Here is a 21085-nt window from a genome sequence, read left to right as displayed (position 1 = left end):
ATCACATCCATGTTACAATATCGACATTGGCACGTCCTGCACACCCAGAACCCACCACTCATTGAAGTTTCACTTTATAAAATTGCTTTAAACAATTTCTATACACCTTCCCAAATTTACTCGTATTTTGTACAATGCAATATTGAGGTGATATCATTGCAATACGCAATTTTTGGGGATTTACATTCACATAAACAAAATACGGTGCGTGTTTTACAGCATATTCAAGAAGTTGCGCCAAATGCAGCGCTATTTGCTTTAGGGGATTTGTATGAGTGCAAAATTGGCAAGCGTAAAGCTGAGCATGCGCGAAATTTACCATTGAAAGAAGCTGCAATAGTGAAAAAGAGCTTTCAGGAGCTGTTGACATTTCCCTCCGTTATCGGCAATCAAGAGGAACGTATTGCACTTGTGACAGGCTCAGAACATTTTTTGCACTACGAGGAAAAACTTTATATTGATCATGCGATGCTCATACATGGACATCAATTTGAGTGGGACGAGCAATTTGAGCCGACATTCCCTGAATTTCACACCCCTCTAGTCTTTTTTGGGCATAGCCATCGTGCAGCGATTTATATTGATGGCGTAAGAACGGCTGTTTCATATAATACCCCGTTATTTGTCGGAAACCAGCAATATATTATTAACGTGGGGGCAGTTGTGGAAACGCTTGATTGGTGCTTATATGATAGTGAAGCAATGACGGTGATGTTTATGCGTGCTGAAATGTAAAAGCTTGAATATATACATCGTATCATTGACGTATTAATCATGTACTATCAAGTGAACCTTCCATCAGTGGGGGCTTTCCTCATCCCCCACTTAACGATTTCGTTTCCACTCACTATTTTGATGTGGGGTCTTACAACGGCATAAATTGTAGTTTTGATTTATTTGCGGCTTTCTTTTTTCTTAAAAAAATAGCAAAGCTACCTAGAAAGTGGATTTTCTAGGCAGCCTCCTGCTACTCTTTAATATGCTTTTTCTTTTCATTGACAAAAACAGCTTGTAACTGCTGCAGTTTTTCGATAACTGTGTTGGATACCGCTGTTAGCTCATCTAAATAAGTTTCCGCTAATTTTTTATTACCTTGGTAGTAGGCTTTAATTGCTTTTTTAGCAATCTCATGGACTTGAATATGTGGCTGTTCTAATTCTTTATATGCTCTTTCATTTCCTAATAATTCCTTGCCAACACCATAATACCATACACCTAACCGCGATTCCTTTGGAGACTCAATATCCTTGTCCGTCATTTGTTCAAAGCCGAGCATTAAGTTATAAATGCGCCAGCGCCATAGCAAGTGGTCTGTAATATTAAGCGCAATAATATCTTCTTGACTTAAAATAAAGTTCTTTGCAATTGTCGTAGAACGATACTCCTCAATCATTTCACTTAACTTATAAATCGCTGCACCTGTATCAAAGGTAATATCTTTACTGTGTACTGTGCTATCACGGAGATTTTGATTGCGCATCGAAATATCCGATGCAACTGCTGCTTGATGCTGAGTAGTCGTTGCGATTTCTGTAAAGCGTGTGCCTTGTTGCTGTAAATTTTGATTTAATATAGATAAAGTTCGTGAAATTTGTACAGCATTTGATACGCCTTCATGTAAATCCTGTGTAGACTGCTTTGTTAATTGCTCAATATTATTTGTAATACGCAAAAGCTCTCCAATATCGCTATTGATTGCTTCAACAGAATGCTTCGTATCATCTGCCAGCTTTCTAATTTCGTCTGCTACTACAGCAAAGCCTTTGCCTGCCTCCCCTGCACGAGCCGCCTCGATGGATGCATTCAATGCTAACAAATTCGTTTGATCTGCAATGCCTTTAATTAATATAATTAATTGTGTAACTCTTTTTACACGTTCAACTAGTTGCACGACATCCTGCTGAACACGCTGCTGTCCTTCATCTGTTTGATGTAGCATATTTGTAATTGCTTCTAACGCAGCAATATCCTCGCTCAGCTCCCCTAAAGAACGCTGCGTATTTTTTGAAATTTCTTCAATGGAGGCTGATACTTCCTCAATACTAGCATCTAACTCCCCCATTAAATTGCTCGTCGAAATAACATCTTGCTGCTGTGTGCTTTGAAAATCTACAAGCTGTTTAATTTGCTCAAGCTGCGTATTGTAATGAATAATTTCTCCTAAGCCATTGACTACTGAACTGCCTTGAATTTCGATATAAGTTTCAACAATAATTTGTTGATCAATCGTTACTAAACTATCATAGGCTAAAATAATATCAAGCATTTGTGTCGGCTGTTTTCGATATTCTTTTACGATGAGCGGAAAGATAAGCTGGTTAATTAATGTATAGGCAGAAATCATCCAGTTCGGCAATACGCCTATGCGTGCATGTGTATAAGCAATTTGTCTGCGTTTAAATACATAATCAATATCTAATTCATCTTCAAATAAGCTTTTAAAATGTCGATCGAATACTTTTTTTAACCGCTCAACGGATGAGTGCTGATTAATAATACGATTGAATTCTTCAATATCTAATAAACGGCTATAAAAATTATCCAATATATACTCGCGATGCTGTTGATAAATAGCTGCTATCTTTTTTACTGATTCGCGGCGAATATGAGAAATTGCTAGAAAATCAAGCTTTTCTTGAAAGCGTTCATTTGTTTTAATATCTGAAAATTGCTGTTGGTGAAAGTAATCATACTGCTCAAAGTTTTTTTTACTACCAAACATAACTTGTCCATTCTCCTTCTGCCAGATATTTGTTGAATCCATTATAATAATTTTATATTTTTTTGCTATATTATCTTATTTTACAGTCCACATCTATACTAAAACTAAACCTTTTATAAGCCTTTTAGACCACTTATGCTGACAAGCAAATTCATTAACCGAACTTTTGGCGATAGCCGCATTTTTTACATAATTCCTCCACCGCCTCTCGACGTGAAAAGCCTTCTACAAGTCGATTTGCTCGCTCATTTTCTACAATATCGCTAAATGATGTTTCATGGACATTTCCTAAATTAATAACCCCTTCCCCATCTAAGCAGCAAGGAACAACTGTACCGTCTACTAAAATAGCAGCATGGCTACGCAATGCATGACAGAAGCCTTTTCCGCTATCTTCAGGCGCTAAAAGGCTTGGCCATCTAAATTCATGATCTTGATTCAAATAAATGTTGCGGCCAATTTTTATACCTTTACCAGGCTCTACACGCTCTTCAATTAAATAATCTAAATTGTATTCCTGCTCAAGCATTTCAAGTGTTTCGCGATTTCTTCTTGCCACAACATCAGATAATGTATCTTTTTGTAAATTCCATAATCGATAAGAAATAAGAATATTATGCTCGCTTGCCTCACGTACAAAATGCAAAATATCGCCTAAGTATTTCTCTCGATTTTCAGAGCCTTCATGACCATCAAAGCTATGCAGTGAAAAGTTCATTTGACGCAATGCAGGCTTCCCTAATAATTTGTGGAAATTTTTCTTAATGAGTGTACCGTTCGTTGTAATATTCACTTTAAAACCTTTTTCGTGTGCGGCATCAAGCAATTGATCGATTCGAGGATGCAACAGTGGTTCCCCTTTGACATGCAAATAAATATATTTTGTATGTGGTCTAATTTCATCTAAAATTTTATTGAATTGTTCTACTTTAATTAAGCCTTTTGCCCGCTCAGTCGGAGGACAGAAGCTACAGGCTAAATTGCAGACACTCGTAATTTCGATGTAAACCTTTTTAAATGTTTTCACAGTAATTCACCATTCCATAATTTTTCATCACACTCTATCTTATCAAATTTTTATCTATTTGCATGTGAAATGCATCACTTCTAAGCATAATTCCTTCGAATGTTAGCCATATTTAAAATAAGAGGAGGAATGTATTTTGACTATGACTGAAAGCTCACTAGCTATTTATGCTTTAGGTGGTATGAATGAAATTGGAAAGAATATGTATGTCATTGAGTGTGAGGAAGATATTTTTATCATTGACTGTGGTGCTAAATTTGCGAATAACAACTTATTAGGTGTGGATTTAATTGTGCCAGACATCACCTATTTACAGCAGCATCAGGATCGTATTCGCGCACTTATTGTGACACATGGACACGAGGATCATATCGGTGGTATTCCATATGTTTTACAAAGACTGAATGTGCCGATTTATGCAAGTCATTTTACACTTGGATTAATCGAATTAAAGCTGAAGGAGCATAAGCTGTTACGTGATACACAGTTAATCGAAATTGATGAAAATTCAAGCCTACAATTTACTACATCAACAATTAGCTTTTTCCAAATAAATCACAGTATACCTGATTGCTTAGGCATTGTTTTTCACACAGCACAAGGGAAAATCGTGCATACAGGCGATTTTAAATTTGATTTCACTCCCGTTAATGATAGTGCCTCTGATATTCATAAAATGGCAGCGATTGGAGAGCAAGGGATATTGGCGCTTATTTCTGAAAGTACAAATGCAGAGCGCCCTGGTATGACACCGTCTGAGCAGTTAGTTGGTGATAATTTAAAAGATGCTTTTACTAAAGCAACAAATAAAATTTTTATCACAACATTTGCTTCAAATGTGAATCGGATTCAACAAATAGTCGAAGCAACAATTGAAACAAATCGCAGGCTCGTTTTGCTGGGGCGAAGTATGGTAAACGTTGTATCTGTCGCTATTGAGCGAGGCTATTTACGCATTCCACACCGATTATTGGTAGATGTGCGCGAAGCACAGCATCTCGCGCCTGAGCAAGTTGTTGTTTTATGTACAGGTAGCCAAGGTGAGCCACTCGCTGCGCTTGCTCGCTTAGCAAGTGGACGGCAACGCGATTTGCAAGTTCACCCTGATGATACGGTCATTTTTGCTACTTCACCTATACCCGGAAACGAGAAAAATGTCTCCAAGGTGATTGATGATTTGTTTTATCTTGGAGCGAATGTTATTTATGGCTCAGCAGGCATGCACGTTTCTGGGCATGGCTACCAAGAAGATTTAAAGCTGATGCTCACATTGATGAAGCCTAAATATTTAATTCCGATTCACGGGGAATATCGCATGCTGTATAAGCACCGTGAACTAGCGAAATCTGTTGGTGTGGAGGGCAACAATGTTTTCATTTTAAAAAATGGTGAGGTCGTCGATTTCATTCATTCCGCTGCACAACAAACACGTACTGTGCAAGCAGGCGAAACATATGTCGACCGAGTAGGCACTGGTGAAGTAGAAAACATCGTACTGCGGGACCGCCAACAGCTAGCAGAGGACGGGATGCTCGTCATCGTGCTAACTATCAATCAAGCAAACGGGCAGCCTCTTGCCTCACCAGACACGATTTCTAGAGGCTTCGTTTATGCAAAAAATGCAGAAGGCCTATTGCTCGAAATTAATGATCTCGTTCTCTCCTCTGTTCAACCATTTAAAGATGCAAATACGAGAGGCATGCAACATGCAATCAAAAAGGCTGTTGGGCAATATATTTTCACAGCTACGCGCAAAAAACCGATGATTTTACCGATTATTATTGCGGTGTGATGCGTTAGCATTTGAGCCATATGCCTTGTGGTTCTATTGGCGGTTTTCCGTATTTTATTGGCGCTTTTGGTGATTCTATTGGCGCTTTTCCACGTTTTATTGGCGTTTTTAGTCACTCTATTGGCGCTTCCATAGCTCTCTGTTATTTAAGGCTGACAATTTCGTCAGCCTTCTCACTATAGTTAAATCATTTTCAATAAAGCTTCCTCACCCGTCATGCCAGGTACAATTCCTTGTATGCCTGCCTCATATGTGACAGATTCGAGTGGGGCTTTTAGCAATTGATCAATGGTCTTAACTCCGACAGCACGCCCAGCAATGATTTTACGATCTGCTAAGCGCTCATTTAATAAAGTAATGTCCAAGGCACCGCACATGATATAGCCGCGATCATTTGACACAGTTAATAAAGTCGTGTTTGGTAAATAAACCGTGACGGCTGTAAACGAATGTCCTTTAATATGCAAAGCTTCTATTGCGATGATATGCACCTCTCCTCTCTTGTTGTATACATATGGCAACAAGTGAAAAGATGTGCTTCCGAAATTGTGTGAGAATTGTGTGTGTGCCTGACACTATTTTCTACATGAAAACACGACAACCTCATTATCCACATACGTCTCTAAATGTACAGGACGTCCCCACAACTTATAAATATAGCCGAGCACTGCCTCTAAATATTGTTGATCTAGTTCCATCCCTTCATAGCAATGCTTTAAATAAAGCTCACCGTTCCGTTTAAAATCACCATCGACAACAACAATATAGGGGAAACCGCCGTTGACACGCATTGAAACTAATTGATTGCGGATTGCTTCATGTTCCTTATCTGTAATACGGTATTCATCTCCCGTTTTCGCAAATACATATAGATCTTCTCGTTGAGCAAGGTCCTTTGTTAAATAATTGCGTATAAAGGACGTATCTGATTCAATTTCACGCACTTCAAATATTTTTTCCCGCCCTGTACCAGGTTGAATGCCGTGCTTTTGCATGTCCTCTGTCGGGTGATTATAGCGCTGTTCAATATCCTCAAAAATTTTCAAGCCGAGATAGTATGGGTTGATCGATGTTTTTGAAGGTTGAACAACACCTGCATTTAATTTCGCATAATCGATTGTTTCAGCCGTCGTTAAATTCAGTTCACGCATAATGCGTTGATGCCAATACGATGCCCAACCTTCATTCATAATTTTTGTTTCAAGCTGTGGCCAAAAATAAAGCATCTCCTCACGCATCATTGTTAATATATCGCGCTGCCAATCTTCTAACTCGCGACTATGCTGCTCAATAAAAATTAGTAAGTCCTTTTCTGGTTCTGGTGGGAAGGTTTTCTTTTTCTCTGTCGGCTCTTTTCGTGGCTCATCAATCTGCCATAAATCATCATAAGGTGTTATGCGTGCTTTCGGCGCTTCTTCTTCCTCGATTACCTGAGGGCGAATAATGGCTGGGTCAATATGCTCCTGAATCGCCAGCACCGCATCTAAAAATTGCTCCACCTCATCCTTACCATATAGTAGCTCATACTTTGTAATGCGCTCAGCTGTTGCCGTCATACTTTCAACCATATCACGGCGTGTATTGGAAAATCGCGCATTATTTTTAAAGAAATCACAATGTGCTAATACGTGAGCAATAATCAACTTATTTTGTGTCAGTGAATTTGTATCAAGTAAAAATGCATAACATGGATTCGAATTAATAACGAGCTCATAAATTTGGCTTAATCCTAAATCATATTGTAGCTTCATCCGATGGAACTGCTTCCCAAAGCTCCAATGTGTAAAGCGTGTCGGCATACCATATGCGCCGAAGGTATAAATAATCTCCGCGGGGCAAATTTCGTAGCGCATTGGGAAAAAATCTAAGCCAAAGCCAGTTGCCACCTCAGTAATTTCATCAATCGCTTTTTGCAGCGCCTTTTCCATTACTGCACTCCTTCTTTTTTAAAAATGCTTTTTAGTGCATCATAAACATCCGCTTTTCGCTTAATAATATAATGGCGAAACTTCGGGTTCTCAATTTTGTTATAGGCAGACATTAACGCTGACGTTCTGCTATAAGCATTCACCTCGCCATAGCCAAACATGCTCGACACTTCCATCAATTGCTCAATCAACTGTAGACAACGCTCATTATCTGATGATAAATTTTCTCCATCTGAAAAGTGGACGGGGTAAATATTGTAACGTGATGGAGAATATTTTTCGTTTATTAGCTGTAAAGCCTTTGCATAAGCAGAGGAGCAAATCGTTCCACCGCTTTCACCTTTTGTGAAAAATGCCTCCTCTGTCACAATTTTCGCCTCCGTATGGTGTGCGATAAATTCAATATCAACAGCGCTATATTTCGAACGTAAAAAACGCGTCATCCAAAAGAAAAAATTGCGCGCACACGTTTTTTCAAAAATGCCCATCGAGCCGCTCGTATCCATCATCGCTAGTACAACCGCTCGTGATTCAGGCTTTACAACTTCATCCCATGTTTTAAAGCGCAAATCATCTTGATGAATCGGATTAATAACTGCTTCTCCTTTTATAGCATTGCGCTTAATCGCTGTTAAAATAGTTCGCTTTTTATCAATATTGCCCATTAGACCTTTTTTACGAATATCATTAAATTCAATTTTATTGGTCGCAATATTTGCCACTTCTTTTTGCTGTAAATTCGGCAATGCCAGTTGGCGGAATAAAATTTCCTCCACATCCTCAAGCCGCACTTCAGCCTCATAATAATCCTTCCCTGCTTCCTTGCCAGCCTCTCTTCCTTGTCCTTGCTGTGCTTTCCCATCTCGCGCAACAACATCGCCCACTTGGCTATCTCCCTGTCCCTGCCCAACATGCTTTGATTTATTTGTATTGTAACGAATTTTATATTCATCTAAAGAGCGAATTGGGATTTTAATGACCTCTCGACCATTTGATAAAATAATGCTTTCCTCACTAATTAACTCTGGTAAATTATTTTTAATCGCCTCATCAATTTTTTGACGATGACGTTCTTGGTCCTGATATCCTTTACGATGGAGGGACCAATTTTCCTTTGAGATAATGAACTGTTGCGGTTTGTCACTCATTTTATCCACACCCATCTGCAAAAATTGCTTTTTTTATACTATGCACTCTTACTGAATTTTTGAACTTTATTCTCGAAATAATTTTAGTATAATGAAAATAGGGAAAATTATGAAAGGCGGTATGGAGATGTGGGAACAATGTTTAATTAAAACAGTGCGAGGAACTTTTGAAGTATTTAAAAAAGGCAATGGGCAGCCTGTTTGTGTGACGCACTTATATAGCGAATATAATGCAAACGGCAATTTATTTGCCGATGCATTTACAGCACATGCCACGGTGTATTTAGTGAATTTAAGAGGCTGTGGCAATTCAACAGACGATCTTTCTACATTCAATTACAGCATGGCGCATACAGTAGACGATTTAGAGGCAATTCGCCTAGCACTTGGCTTTGAAAAATGGATATTTGCTGGACATTCAACAGGCGGTATGCTGGCACTAAAATATGCTATTATGTATCCAAATAGCCTTGTACATATCGTTGCGGGAGGGCTATGTGCTTCCTCAGATTATATGCGTCACTCAGGTAGTATTTATTGCACAGATAACCCGAACAATCAGCGCATTAAGGAAATTTTGGCGATGCTAGGTAATCCTGAATCGCCTCTTGAAGAAAGACGTGCCGGTAGCAAAGAATGGTCACTGATGTCGCTGCATCACAAAGAGTCTTATGACCCGATGATTAGTCGCCCGAATAGTGGAAAAACGATGTCGAAGCGACTGGATTATTTTTCTTATAAGGAGCTGCCTACATACGATTTGCGCCCTGAATTGTCTCATACCACAACAATAGCTTATATTTACTGCGGCCTTCATGATGCACAATGCCCACATGAATTTTCTGCTGAGGCAGCTGAGCTTATGCCAAACGCAACACTGCAAACTTTTGATGAGAGCAATCATTTTCCTTTCATTGAGGAAGAAGAGGCTTTCGTGCAATTTTTAGCTGGCACCTTTAATTAAAAAGAGCGGTGTGAGGAAATTTGCTTCCACACACCGCTTTTTGCAAAGTCTATTCTACGTTTTCAGAAATTTATTCTACGCTCTCTATTATCGATTCAATAGACTACCAACATAGCGCAACAGCTCGTTTGCAGACGTTGTGTTATAGCCATGCTCATCAACCAAGGTTGCAACAACTTCATTGATTTTCTTCAGCTGTGCTTCGTCTGGTGTTTGTGAGGATGTTGTAATTTTTACGACATCTTTCAAATCAGCGAACAGCTTTTTCTGAATTGCTTCACGTAGACGGTCATGTGAATGATAATCGAAGCGTTTGCCCTTTCTTGCAAAAGCAGATAGGCGAATTAAAATCTCCTCACGAAATGCCTTTTTCGCATTTTCCGACACGCCAATTTGCTCCTCAATTGAGCGCATTAGCTTTTCATCTGGATTCATTTCCTCACCCGTTAGCGGGTCACGCAACTTATTTTTATTGCAAAACGCCTCGACATTATCAAGGTAGTTGTTCAATAATGTTTTCGCAGATTCCTCATAGGAGTAAACAAACGCTTTTTGCACTTCTTTTTTCGCAATTTCATCATACTCACGACGAGCAACCGCAATATAGTTCATGAATTTTTTACGGTCTTCCTCTGAAATCGAGGCATGTTGGTCTAAGCCATCCTTTAAGGCGCGCAGTACATCCAGCGCATTAATGGACGGTACTTCCTTGCGAATAATGGCAGAGGAAATACGGTTGATGACATAACGCGGGTCAATGCCCTGCATTCCTTCGTTTGGATATTCCTTTTTTAGCTCCTCAATATCAACCTCATTATAACCCTCGATGCTCTCACCATTGTATAGACGCATCTTTTTGACAACATCGACGCCTTGCTTTTTCGGTATTTCCAACCTTGTCAAAACGGAGAAAATCGCAGCAACCTTCAAGGCATGCGGGGCGATATGTACATGCGCCATATCGCTATCTTGAATCATTTTTTCATAAATGCGCTCCTCTTGACTAGCCTTTAAATTATATGGGATTGGCATCACGATAATGCGAGAATGCAAGGCTTCATTCTTTTTATTCGCAATAAATGTGCGATATTCCGTTTCATTCGTATGTGCCACAATTAATTCGTCCGCGCTAATTAAAGCAAAGCGACCTGCTTTAAAATTACCTTCCTGCGTTAAAGATAATAAATGCCATAAAAATTTTTCATCAAGCTTCAGCATTTCTTGAAACTCCATCATGCCTCGATTCGCTTTGTTTAACTCGCCATCAAAGCGGTATGCACGTGGGTCAGATTCCGAGCCATACTGGGCAATTGTAGAGAAATCAATGCTTCCTGTTAAATCCGCAATATCCTGTGATTTCGGGTCAGATGGTGTGAATGTACCAATACCTACTCGGCGATCCTCCGAAAAGAAAATACGCTCTACTCTCATTTCCTCAATTCGCCCACCATACTCCTCTTCAAGGCGCATCGTATTTAAAGGGGACAGGCTTCCTTCAATGCGAATACCGTACTCCTCATAAAAAGAATCACGCAAATGATGTGGAATTAAATGCAATGGGTCCTCATGCATTGGGCAGCCTTTAATTGCATAAACAGCACCGCTATCCGTGCGTGTATAACGCTCCAACCCTCGTTTTAATAGCGTTACAATCGTTGATTTCCCACCACTCACAGGTCCCATCAATAACAAAATTCGCTTGCGCACATCAAGCCTTTTAGCTGCGGGATGAAAATATTCCTCTATCAATCGCTCAAGTGCTGCTTCTAAGCCGAATATTTCCTCACCAAAAAAGTGATACATTTTCTGTCCATCTCGCTCTTCAACACCTGCGCTTTTCAGCATATTGTACACACGTGAATGGGCCGTTTGTGCGACTTCTGGTCGTTCTTTGATAATCTCCAAATAATCTGCAAAGCTACCTTCCCACTTTAAACGATTTTCTTCTTCTCTATAATTTTTAATTTTATTTAAAATACTAATCGTTATTCCTCCATTCAGTCCTTTATTTTACATCGTATGAATGGAGCCCGATGTTGATTACCAATTATTCTTATATCGATAGCTCTGCACGGTTGCGCCCAGCCTTTTTAGCCCTGTACAATGCTGTATCAGCATCTTGAAATAATTGATGCAAATCATCTTTTTTACAAAAAGGATTCGTCGCAATGCCGATGCTCACAGTGACATATGGAAAAAAAGGTGAAGCTTTATGCTGAATTCGTCGCTGTTCAACTACATTACATATTTTATTAGCAAAATGCATTGTCGTTTTACGCTCTACATCAAACATTAAATAAATGAACTCCTCGCCACCAAAGCGCGCTACAAAATAGTGCTCCCCTGCTAGCTCCTTCAAAATTGCGGCAACTTCCTGCAATACTTTATCTCCCTCTAGATGACCATAATAGTCATTAAAATACTTAAAGGCATCAATATCTAAGAGCACCGCTGTTATATGACGAGGTTCCTCACCCATTGTCGCTTCGACGTAGTCATATAAGCCACGACGATTCGGTATTGCTGTTAATTCGTCATGTGTAGCTAACAATTGTAAATCACTATTCACAAAGGTTAATTGATTATTTTTCTGTAGCAATAGCTGCTCCTGTTCAAACATTTTATAATAGCCCCTATAAATAAAATAGGAGCCAACTACACTAATAACAATAAACAATGCGATATTAATAAAATGTGCGAAAACAATTGCTGAATCGGGTTGTACGATTAGTAATCCACCTAGTAAATAAAATGTCGGGATACTTTGTAGCAAAATAAAATATTTTAAACGCACATGATACATAACAGCAATACCTAATAAATTAATTAAATAAGCTGTCACTTGTCCGTAGCTAGATTGATCTAATAATGTAATAGAAGCCCCCCACATCAATGTAAACCAATAATAGCTCCATATAGCTATTTTCATTAGTTTATAGTGATAAAACCGTTTATCTAATACATATAACAAAACAAGAAATAAGGCTGAAAATACAAGCAATAGTATATAAAATAACAAATAATAATTCCAGGTCGCTTTATTTTGTACAATGTTTAGTACAATCAATAAGGATTCAAGCATAATGGCTATCCAAGCAAAATATTTTGCACGATGTATATTATCTATATTAAATTTTTTACTAATCTGCTGTATAGATACATCCACTATGGTTCCCCTCTCAATTCGAGCATATTATTTAGCAATACTTTATGTATATCACCCATCCATTTAAATTGTTCAATTAATTCTTTTTGCTCTTTTTGAAGTTTTAATAGATACATGTTTTCTGTTAGCATATATTGTTCTAATTGTGGTAATGCTGTTAATATATTTTGCACTTGTTCTACGATAGCCTCCAATTGTATTACGTGAGCGATAAATTGCTGCTGTATTTCAATTTCAGGTAAATAAACAATTTGCTGGTCAATCTCTTCAACTTTCCATGGCTGTACTTGTAAATAATAAAATAAATATTCACTTAAAATAATTCGCTGATATGGGATAATAGCCACCATATTTTTGCCAATATAAAGCTCTTGCTGGCAAATATGATATGCATTTTCAAACGGGGATATTAAAATTGCTCCTACTGGGACTCTAGTTAAATACATACTATGTTGTACGGTATGCGGAATTTTCGGTAAGCACCCTATGTTTGTTAGCCATCCCCAATGTTCGCTAGTAACAAATGGTATACCCTCACTCGCAAAGGAAGCTGTAGGTGGTTTTTCTATGCCCTTTGCAATTGTTACAATATCCCCCAATTTATATTGTCGCATCAACGTATTCCTCCTAATCTTATGAATCACATAAAATACCTATATTTCGTAACATTAAAAAATCCTAGAACTCCATTGAACATGGTCACAGGCTACTCCGCGTGATTAAGCTCGAATCTATCAGGCAGTCTTATGATAAATCAAAATAAATCATATAGCCTATATCGTTTGTACCATTATAATATATTTTTCGAAAATTGTACTATTTTAAAGGTATCTTCATTTAAAATGTTTTTCACTAGCTTTTTAGTTAGAGGTGAAATAATATGTCAGATTTTTTAAAGCTAGTAGGGGAACAGCTTCGTGCAATTCGTATTGCAAAAGGGTTAAGCCAAGAAGAAGTCGCAGAAAGAACAGGGAAAATCGGCTTTAGTAAAGGGCGGATTTCCAATATTGAAAATGGTCAATCAAATATTACATTAAGCACGCTCGAAAGCTTAATGCACGCATTGAACGTTGCACCTGAAGAACTTTTTAATTTTCAAAATTTATCAACTGTTGCAGACATCGAAGAGAAAAATTTAATGCTGAGCATCCATCATTCGCTGCTAAAAGAGCGTAATATAGATGAAGTAAAATATGTTGTTCGTATTACGAAAGATTTTCTAGAAACAATGGACTCCCAAGTTAAAAAGAACAGCTTTAAACCGTATGATTAAAGCTGTTCTTTTTATTTGTGCAACTATCCACGATATTTATTTGTAAGTCCTCGTAAAAAATAACGTGCAAAGCTATCGCCGCATTCTTTATAATTTTTGTGGCTTGGATTGCGTAAAATTGCCCCAATCTCACCTTTTGACACTTTAATGCCACCACCATCATCAATGAAATCAATAACATCCTCGCTCGTTAAGGCTAAAGCAATTTTCACTTTTTTAAATAGCATATTATTCGGGTTTTCCTGCCCCGTAGCCTTTTGAGGTGCTACAGGCTCTCCCGTCGCTGATAGCTGTGGGCCGCGCTTAAATGTGATAAAGCCATTGAGAAATGCCTCCAACATTTTATTATTGCATTTTTTATAGTTGGCAGGCTCCTCCTCATCTTCCTTCACCTTGATTAGCATATTCATCACATCATCCTTCGTCACATCTACGCCACCAAGTTGAAAAATTTCAACCATATCTATGTTTTTAATATCAAACGTATAACGCAAGCGAATTAAAATATCATTATTTGTCATAAGTTAGCTCCTTTCATACTGTGCTATTGTATCAAATAACACGCTTACCTGTTAACATTAATCAAAATCAGAGTATAAAATATAGTGCTGACATTCTAAACATTGAAATAAATAGCCTTGATGTGAGCCATTATTACGCAAACTAGCAGCAAGCTCCTCATTTGTATAACCATTATAATCTTCAAGCTTCTCAGTAACGCCCATCTCGACTAATTCACTCCAGCCAACATAACCAATAAACGCACAATAATCTGTACAATGGGCTAACCAATTATTTCCCTGCCAACTAACATAGCCTGGTGTTCGATACAGCACTTCATCTGTATAATCATTATTGAGAACAAGCTCGGAATTTAATAAATCTTGCTGAAATTGACCATCAAATTTTTGTGCAGCTAGTCCACTATGAATACAGCTTGGACAAAGATATTCCACCTCTTCAATCGCATAAATACCCTTTCTACAATAAATATCTACTTCCTGCTCACAGCAATCACAGACAACAATTTCTCCTGTTTCAAAAATATCGGATTGCATTGGATTTGGCATATATTTAAAAGTTGGTAACGATGTTTTCAGCTTCTTCTGCTCCTGAATAATACGTGGCAATAGCGGCTTAACATTCTGCGCATTATCCACCCAATATTTAATAGCACCGTATTTTTTCTGGTCTTTTTTATTGCTTAAGTCCATAACTGATGTAAAAAGCTGATAGGCCTCATCGTACATACGCAGCATACAATAAATTTCAACTAATATACGCAAATTTGCTTCTGTTGGCTCTGCCCCTTTGACCTTTTCCTTTAGCTCATGCATCGTGTTAATACATAGAGCATTAGAAGCATCAAATCCTTTTCTTTGATTATGCCATTGCGCTACAAGGCTTTCTGTCATATACATCACGCTCCATTCACCAAGAATGCGCATTACTTCGATTGAAGCAATGTGAATCAACTTGTTAGAAACAGTATATTCTCTTTAAAACGATTTTTAAATATATTCACTTTATAAAAAGATGCTTCATATTGTGATTATTCCCCACAGATATCTTCCCTATTTAGCCAGATTTCCGAAAAAACCATAGTGCTTTAAAGCATATGCAATTCCATCTTTATCTGAATCTTTTGTAACAAAATCAGCCACTTGTTTTAACTTTTCACTTGCATTGCCCATCGCAATCCCTATATCTACAAGGTCCAACATATCTATATCATTCTCACTATCCCCAAATGCGATACTTTCTTCTTTTGAAAGGTTGAAAATAAGAGCTGTTGGAATAGTATCTTCAACAGCTCCTTTTGATTTTATTCCACGTTTTTCGAGGTTTATTCTATGTTTTTCAGAATTTATTCCATGTTTCACTAAAGTTGAGATGTTTTAATGCAAATGCGCATCCATTTCATCAGCAATGTCTTCACCAGACATCGCTTTTGGATAATATGTAGGCCAATTATCCATTTCCTCCAACAGCTTTGCACGATCATCGCCAAAGTAAATGTGGAAGTGCCCTGCTGTTTTATCCGAAATAATATGATCACTAAATTGAACATATTTTGGTGCTTGTGAATGTTCATCGGTTTGCTTGAATATATAGCGAACCCCGCGATTCCCTTTTTCATATGTTAAAATTTCAAAGCCATCATATTCATATGTTCCTATAACTGCTTGTCCATCTATATAAAATGTCATTGTATTTTCTGTAATATCGATTTGTGTGACATCTGTTGCATAGCCAATTTTGTAATATTCCTTATACTCTTCAGCCGTTTTATCGCCATGATAAGCTTTGTGCTTCAGCACGCCATCCAGTGTACCATCTAGCAAATATGGATAAACAGATTGCCACTCACCTTGCCAGTTTGTTAATGGGCGATCTGTAATATCACTATCCTCAAAATAACCTTTAGAAATTTGTTTATCTTTTTCAGAGAGCTCACCATGATCATGGCCATGGTGGTCATCATCATGGTCATGGCTGTGGTCATGCTCTTCAGCTTCAGTAACCACTTCCTCCTCTTCTTGTGTTTTCTCTTGGCATGCTGCTAAAGTAAAAGCCATTGTAGCAACTGCAAATGGCATTAACCATTTTTTATTCATTGTTACTCCTCCTATAAAGCGTAATGTTTACGTTTTAAAACTATATAGTAATCGTTACTATTTGTAAACCCCCTTTTTTTCCACATCTACAAATAGTAATAATTACTATTTAATTTGACAAACACTTCATACTTTACTATATTATAAATCGTAATCATTACTTTTAGGAGTGTTGCAAAATGAAAAAAACCCCTGTTACCGTACTTAGTGGCTATTTAGGAGCTGGCAAGACAACTTTATTAAATTATATTTTGGCGAATCGCCAAGGTCGCAAGCTTGCGGTTATTGTCAATGATATGAGTGAAATTAATATCGATGCTCAGCTCGTGGAAGATGGGGGCTTTTCTCGTACAGAGGAAAGCTTTGTAGAGTTAACAAATGGCTGTATTTGCTGTACATTGCGTGAGGATTTACTTATTGAAGTAAATCGCTTGCTGCAAAACAAAGAATTAGATGGTATTGTTATTGAATCGACAGGTATTTCAGAGCCATTACCTGTTGCACAAACTTTAACGATTGCTGATGACTCTCTTAACATTATATTACATGACCGTTGCTATGTTGATGCTATGATAACGGTTGTGGATGCAGCTCGTTTTATGAATGACTATGAGAGCGGTGAAACGTTATTAGAACGTGCACAAACTGATGATGAAATGGATCAACGCGATGTATCTGATCTGCTCATTGATCAAATTGAATTTGCCAATATTATTATTATTTCGAAGGCGGATTTAGTTACGCACGAGTATATCGGTGCACTAAAAGAATTGTTAGTAAAATTAAATCCAGATGCCGAAATAATAATTGCGGCGAACGGACAAGTACCATTAGACAGTATTTTAAACCGTCAGCTATTCGATTTTGAAAAAGCAAGTATGGGCGCTGGCTGGATTAAAGAACTCAATCATGAACATGTTCCTGAAACGGAGGAATATGGGATATCATCCTTTGTATATCGTCGTCAACGCCCATTCCATCCCGAACGCTGGCATGATTGGCTAGCAAGCTTTCCTAGCGAAATTGTTCGCTCCAAAGGATTTTTCTGGCTTGCCGGTCGTAATTTTGCTGGTTTAATTTCTCAAGCAGGTGCATCTATTCAATTCCAAGCAGCAGGCCAATGGTTAGCGGATTTACCAAAATATATGCAGGAGATTGCCTTTACACAAGACCCTGATTTGAAATTGCGTTGGCATGAACAATTCGGTGATAAACAAAACGAAATCGTCTTTATTGGCATTGAGCTAGATGTTTCTGAAATTACGCAGCAGTTGGATAATTGTTTGTTAACTGAGGAGGAAATGCAACAGGATTGGCGCCAGTTTGTCGATCCATTGCCTGCTTTTGTTGCTAAATAGTAAATAGAGGGGGGATGTCCGAAAAAGTATCACTTTTTCAGATAACCCCCTGTTTTGAATTTTGGTTGGGCGAAATTGCTTGTCTTGCGTGCGAATTTCAATGTTTAACGTGCAAAATGAGCATCTTGCGTGCGAATCATTACTTTTGATCTAAGTCAAGTACAGCACTTGGCAATTCATCTATTGGAATTGGCTCACTAAAATATGCATAGCTATTTAAGGTAAAATATTAACAATTAACTCATCGATATTTGGAACTTCTTCAATCAATCCATTGTCTTTTAGCCAGTTAGCTGTTTCTTCCCAAGACGATTTTTCTTGTGTTGCAAACCCTAATTCACTTTTCATTTTAGGTAGTAAAATATTGATGCTTTCCATCTCAACTTCTTTATTTAAAGGGAAGTTTGCTTCATCTTGTTGATTGAGCAGAATTTGTAATGCTTCTTCACTGTTCTTTTCCATAAAATCGAACCCTTTTCTAGCTGCCCGCCAAAATGCTTCAATCTCTTTTTGTTCTTTCTCCCATGTTTTTTCACTCGTAACAGCGACTAATTCATAATAGCTTGGCACGCCATAATCTACTGGATTTATATAACCAACGTCATGACCTTCGCTTTTCAACTGTGGCACTTCATGGTTTACGTACGCACCAACGACCGCATCAACTTTTTTTGAAACTAAAGATGAACCTAGTTCGAATTCAACATTAACCATGTCTACTTTTTCATAGCTTCCTCCACTGTTTTCTACAATTGTTTTGATAATCGTTTCATTTAATGGGATTCCTGGATAACCAATTTTCTTCCCCTCTAATTCTAGTGGATGTTCAATCGGTTGATCTGTACGGAATACGATATGATTTAACGGTGAGCGAACGACTGCTGCTACCGCTTTTACTGGTATTCCCTCATTTGCCACTGCTTGAATGACATCTGGTTGATAATACATGCCCATTGTTACTTTCCCTGCTGCTGCAAGAGATAAAGGATCTGTTGGATTTGCTGGAAATTGAAATTCCACATCTAACCCCTCTTCTTCAAAATACCCTTTTTCTTTCGCAACATATAAATAACTATGTACTGCATTTGGATACCAATCTAACATCAGTGTCATTTTATGATATTTATTTTGCTCTTTGTCATTACTTCCTTCACTTTGACAAGCTACAAGCATAAATACAAACATCATACTTATAACAATACTTAAACGCTTTTTTATCATTACTTTTTTCTCCATTTCAAAAAATATTTTTCTATAATTAATACAACTATAAATAACGCAATACCGACGAACGATAAGATAACAATTGGCGCAAAAACACCTGCTCCATCAAATTGGGTCATCATTCTTCTACTAAAATAACCTAATCCTGATTGTGCACCTAGCCACTCACCAATTGCCGCACCAATGACGCTCATCGGAACAGCAACTTTTAGCCCTGAAAAAAATGACGGTAAAGCTGAGGGAACTTCTAATTTTAAAAAAATTTGACTTCTTGTTAAACCAAACGTTTGAAGCAATTCTTTTAATTCTTTATCGGTGGAACGTAAACCATCAAACATACCAATCGTAATCGGGAAAAAAGTTATCAAAATCGTCACAGCAACCTTACTCCAAATTGTATAACCAAACCATAGAACAAAAATAGGTGCTAACGCGATAATCGGAATCGTTTGAGAAGTAATCAATAAAGGATATAACGCTTGTTCTAAAACCTTTGAATAATGCATCGCTATAGCAATTGCAATTCCCAGCACAAGGGAAATCGCCAAGCCTATACTAATAACTGCAAATGTAGCAGGAAGATGATGCTGCAATAACACATCTTTTAAATCCCATAGTTTAATAGAAATTTGCGTCGGTGATGGAAGAATAAATGACACATCAATAAGCCTTGCAATGACCTCCCAAGTTATAAGCATCACGGAAAGTAATAGAACAGAATACATATATCTTTTCATTAGGTCACCTTCATTTTAAAATGATTGATTAGTTCATTTTTCAAATTGATTAACGAAGGCTCGTCTAATTGTTGTCTATTTCGTGGTCTCTTTAATGGTACTTCAATTTCTTCAATCATTTGAATTGGCGTGTCACTAATGACGAAAATTTTATCGGATAAAAATAATGCCTCCGATATATCATGCGTAATAAAAACAATTGATGATTTAGTTTCATTCCATTGTTCTAACAACCATTCTTGCATATACAACTTGGTCATTGCATCAAGCGATGAAAATGGTTCATCTAATAAAAGTAAATTTGAACCAGTTAATGTAGCACGTAAAAATGACACCCGTTGCCTCATACCGCCTGATAGTTCATGTGGGTATTTATTAGCAACATCTTCTAAACCAAAATCTTTTAATCTGTTTAAAACAAATTGTTTATCGTAGTCTCTGTTCTTTCCTTCAAGTGGTAACGCAACATTTTCAGCTACTCTTCGCCAAGGAATGAGTAAATCTTTTTGTGGCATATAGCCTACTTTACCTAGACGGTTCGTTTCTCTATCACCATTTAGAAAAATAGATCCCTCTGTTGGTTGTTCCAGCCCTACAAGTAGCCTAAATATCGTTGATTTACCTGTACCACTTGCCCCGACAATACTGACAAATTCACCTTTATTTATGTGAAAGCTTAGTTTATCTAAAATAGATTGCGGTGGATTATAATAAAATGATACATCTTTAAACTGTAGTGCATAATCATGCTGTTTATCCATACACATAACCCTCTTATTCAACGTTTTCCTAGATTAATCACTTCTTTTGTCGACATCACCATGCACGTCATGCTCATGAAAAAGCTTTAGTACAAATCACACCTCTGCAATTCCTCCTTTCATATCAGCTACGCCTCTTCAGTCACAATTGGATTAACAGGATTCGTTAACCATTATTTGATTTCAGTTACATCAACCTGTCCATTCATAATGAAACTACTATTATTCTCCTCTGTAATTTTTGGAATATACAAAAAAACCATTCCACTAAAATAGGGAATGGCTGAATAAATATACACATTATATACGTATAGTTCACCATTACTTCCCTACGCTAGTATGACCTAGATCAGGTTCAAAGGGTCAA

The 21085-nt window shown here is 37.6% G+C and carries 20 protein-coding genes; 5 read left to right on the top strand and 15 right to left on the bottom strand.

Going from position 1 to position 21085, the window contains the following annotated elements:
- The first annotated feature begins 156 nt into the window (after nucleotides 1-156).
- Entirely contained in the window at nucleotides 157-735 is a 579-nt protein-coding gene (locus tag C9J34_RS11385; protein ID WP_107839993.1) for a metallophosphoesterase family protein, read from the top strand.
- Between the two features lie 232 nt (nucleotides 736-967).
- On the opposite strand, the gene C9J34_RS11380 is transcribed toward C9J34_RS11385, so the two are convergent.
- Together C9J34_RS11380 and C9J34_RS11375 are read right to left on the bottom strand one after the other, a co-directional pair.
- Nucleotides 968-2722, bottom strand: coding sequence for a methyl-accepting chemotaxis protein (locus tag C9J34_RS11380; protein ID WP_107839992.1), 1755 nt, complete (start codon nucleotides 2720-2722; stop codon nucleotides 968-970).
- 154 nt (nucleotides 2723-2876) lie between these two features.
- Nucleotides 2877-3749 (bottom strand): radical SAM/SPASM domain-containing protein, encoded by an 873-nt coding sequence (locus C9J34_RS11375; protein ID WP_107839991.1) that lies wholly within the window; start codon nucleotides 3747-3749, stop codon nucleotides 2877-2879.
- A gap of 136 nt (nucleotides 3750-3885) precedes the next feature.
- On the opposite strand from C9J34_RS11375, the gene C9J34_RS11370 reads away from it, so the two are divergent.
- Nucleotides 3886-5541, top strand: coding sequence for a ribonuclease J (locus C9J34_RS11370; protein WP_107839990.1), 1656 nt, complete (start codon nucleotides 3886-3888; stop codon nucleotides 5539-5541).
- A 182-nt stretch (nucleotides 5542-5723) separates the two neighbouring features.
- Here the strand turns inward: C9J34_RS11370 and C9J34_RS11365 are convergent, their stop codons facing one another.
- From C9J34_RS11365 to yhbH, 3 genes are all read right to left on the bottom strand, one after another.
- Nucleotides 5724-6026, bottom strand: a complete 303-nt coding sequence (locus tag C9J34_RS11365) for a YunC family protein (protein ID WP_107839999.1) — start codon at nucleotides 6024-6026, stop codon at nucleotides 5724-5726.
- Between the two features lie 90 nt (nucleotides 6027-6116).
- Complete coding sequence (locus C9J34_RS11360; RefSeq protein ID WP_107839989.1) at nucleotides 6117-7469, bottom strand: SpoVR family protein; 1353 nt, start codon at nucleotides 7467-7469, stop codon at nucleotides 6117-6119.
- Complete coding sequence (yhbH, locus tag C9J34_RS11355) at nucleotides 7469-8617, bottom strand: sporulation protein YhbH (RefSeq protein ID WP_107839988.1); 1149 nt, start codon at nucleotides 8615-8617, stop codon at nucleotides 7469-7471. The genes C9J34_RS11360 and yhbH overlap by 1 nt, the downstream gene beginning before the upstream one ends.
- Before the next feature lie 127 nt (nucleotides 8618-8744).
- Here yhbH and C9J34_RS11350 point away from each other — a divergent pair, with 127 nt between their 5' ends.
- Nucleotides 8745-9581 carry an alpha/beta fold hydrolase gene (locus C9J34_RS11350; RefSeq protein ID WP_107839987.1) on the top strand — a complete coding sequence of 279 codons (837 nt, stop codon included), beginning with the start codon at nucleotides 8745-8747 and terminating at the stop codon, nucleotides 9579-9581.
- 87 nt (nucleotides 9582-9668) lie between these two features.
- Here the strand turns inward: C9J34_RS11350 and C9J34_RS11345 are convergent, their stop codons facing one another.
- The 3 genes from C9J34_RS11345 to C9J34_RS11335 all read right to left on the bottom strand — a co-directional run bounded on the left by C9J34_RS11345 (nucleotide 9669) and on the right by C9J34_RS11335 (nucleotide 13361).
- Nucleotides 9669-11564 carry a PrkA family serine protein kinase gene (locus tag C9J34_RS11345; protein ID WP_107839986.1) on the bottom strand — a complete coding sequence of 632 codons (1896 nt, stop codon included), beginning with the start codon at nucleotides 11562-11564 and terminating at the stop codon, nucleotides 9669-9671.
- 70 nt (nucleotides 11565-11634) lie between these two features.
- A complete protein-coding gene (locus C9J34_RS11340; RefSeq protein WP_107839985.1) occupies nucleotides 11635-12747 on the bottom strand; it encodes a GGDEF domain-containing protein in 1113 nt (370 codons plus the stop codon).
- A complete protein-coding gene (locus C9J34_RS11335) occupies nucleotides 12747-13361 on the bottom strand; it encodes a restriction endonuclease subunit S domain-containing protein (RefSeq protein WP_107839984.1) in 615 nt (204 codons plus the stop codon). Before C9J34_RS11335 ends, C9J34_RS11340 begins: the two co-directional genes overlap by 1 nt.
- 266 nt (nucleotides 13362-13627) lie before the next feature.
- On the opposite strand from C9J34_RS11335, the gene C9J34_RS11330 reads away from it, so the two are divergent.
- On the top strand, nucleotides 13628-14020 hold the full coding sequence (locus C9J34_RS11330) for a helix-turn-helix domain-containing protein (RefSeq protein ID WP_107839983.1): 393 nt from the start codon (nucleotides 13628-13630) through the stop codon (nucleotides 14018-14020).
- A gap of 23 nt (nucleotides 14021-14043) precedes the next feature.
- Here the strand turns inward: C9J34_RS11330 and C9J34_RS11325 are convergent, their stop codons facing one another.
- The 4 genes from C9J34_RS11325 to C9J34_RS11310 form a co-directional block, all read right to left on the bottom strand.
- On the bottom strand, nucleotides 14044-14541 hold the full coding sequence (locus C9J34_RS11325; RefSeq protein WP_107839982.1) for a YehS family protein: 498 nt from the start codon (nucleotides 14539-14541) through the stop codon (nucleotides 14044-14046).
- A 57-nt stretch (nucleotides 14542-14598) separates the two neighbouring features.
- Complete coding sequence (locus C9J34_RS11320; RefSeq protein WP_107839981.1) at nucleotides 14599-15435, bottom strand: CbrC family protein; 837 nt, start codon at nucleotides 15433-15435, stop codon at nucleotides 14599-14601.
- 159 nt (nucleotides 15436-15594) lie between these two features.
- Nucleotides 15595-15903 (bottom strand): HAD hydrolase family protein, encoded by a 309-nt coding sequence (locus C9J34_RS22380; RefSeq protein ID WP_411830062.1) that lies wholly within the window; start codon nucleotides 15901-15903, stop codon nucleotides 15595-15597.
- A gap of 15 nt (nucleotides 15904-15918) precedes the next feature.
- A complete protein-coding gene (locus tag C9J34_RS11310) occupies nucleotides 15919-16638 on the bottom strand; it encodes a metal-binding protein ZinT (protein WP_202973682.1) in 720 nt (239 codons plus the stop codon).
- Nucleotides 16639-16817: 179 nt separating this feature from the next.
- On the opposite strand from C9J34_RS11310, the gene C9J34_RS11305 reads away from it, so the two are divergent.
- Complete coding sequence (locus tag C9J34_RS11305; RefSeq protein WP_107839979.1) at nucleotides 16818-17996, top strand: GTP-binding protein; 1179 nt, start codon at nucleotides 16818-16820, stop codon at nucleotides 17994-17996.
- A 216-nt stretch (nucleotides 17997-18212) separates the two neighbouring features.
- Here C9J34_RS11305 and C9J34_RS11300 read toward each other — a convergent pair whose 3' ends face one another.
- The 3 genes from C9J34_RS11300 to C9J34_RS11290 are packed head-to-tail and all read right to left on the bottom strand — an operon-like array spanning nucleotide 18213 to nucleotide 20718.
- The gene (locus C9J34_RS11300; RefSeq protein ID WP_107839997.1) at nucleotides 18213-19214 is read right to left on the bottom strand and encodes an ABC transporter substrate-binding protein; all 1002 of its coding nucleotides are present in this window, start codon (nucleotides 19212-19214) and stop codon (nucleotides 18213-18215) included.
- A gap of 2 nt (nucleotides 19215-19216) precedes the next feature.
- The gene (locus tag C9J34_RS11295) at nucleotides 19217-19957 is read right to left on the bottom strand and encodes an ABC transporter permease (protein WP_107839978.1); all 741 of its coding nucleotides are present in this window, start codon (nucleotides 19955-19957) and stop codon (nucleotides 19217-19219) included.
- The gene (locus C9J34_RS11290) at nucleotides 19957-20718 is read right to left on the bottom strand and encodes an ABC transporter ATP-binding protein (protein WP_107839977.1); all 762 of its coding nucleotides are present in this window, start codon (nucleotides 20716-20718) and stop codon (nucleotides 19957-19959) included. Before C9J34_RS11290 ends, C9J34_RS11295 begins: the two co-directional genes overlap by 1 nt.
- Between the last annotated feature and the right edge of the window lie 367 nt (nucleotides 20719-21085).

Origin of the sequence: Metasolibacillus meyeri, from assembly GCF_003049505.1 — a bacterium.
GTDB classification, from domain to species: Bacteria; Bacillota; Bacilli; order Bacillales_A; family Planococcaceae; genus Metasolibacillus; species Metasolibacillus meyeri.
Note: the sequence above shows the minus strand (reverse complement) of the source record. Positions and strands in the feature narration are given on the sequence as shown.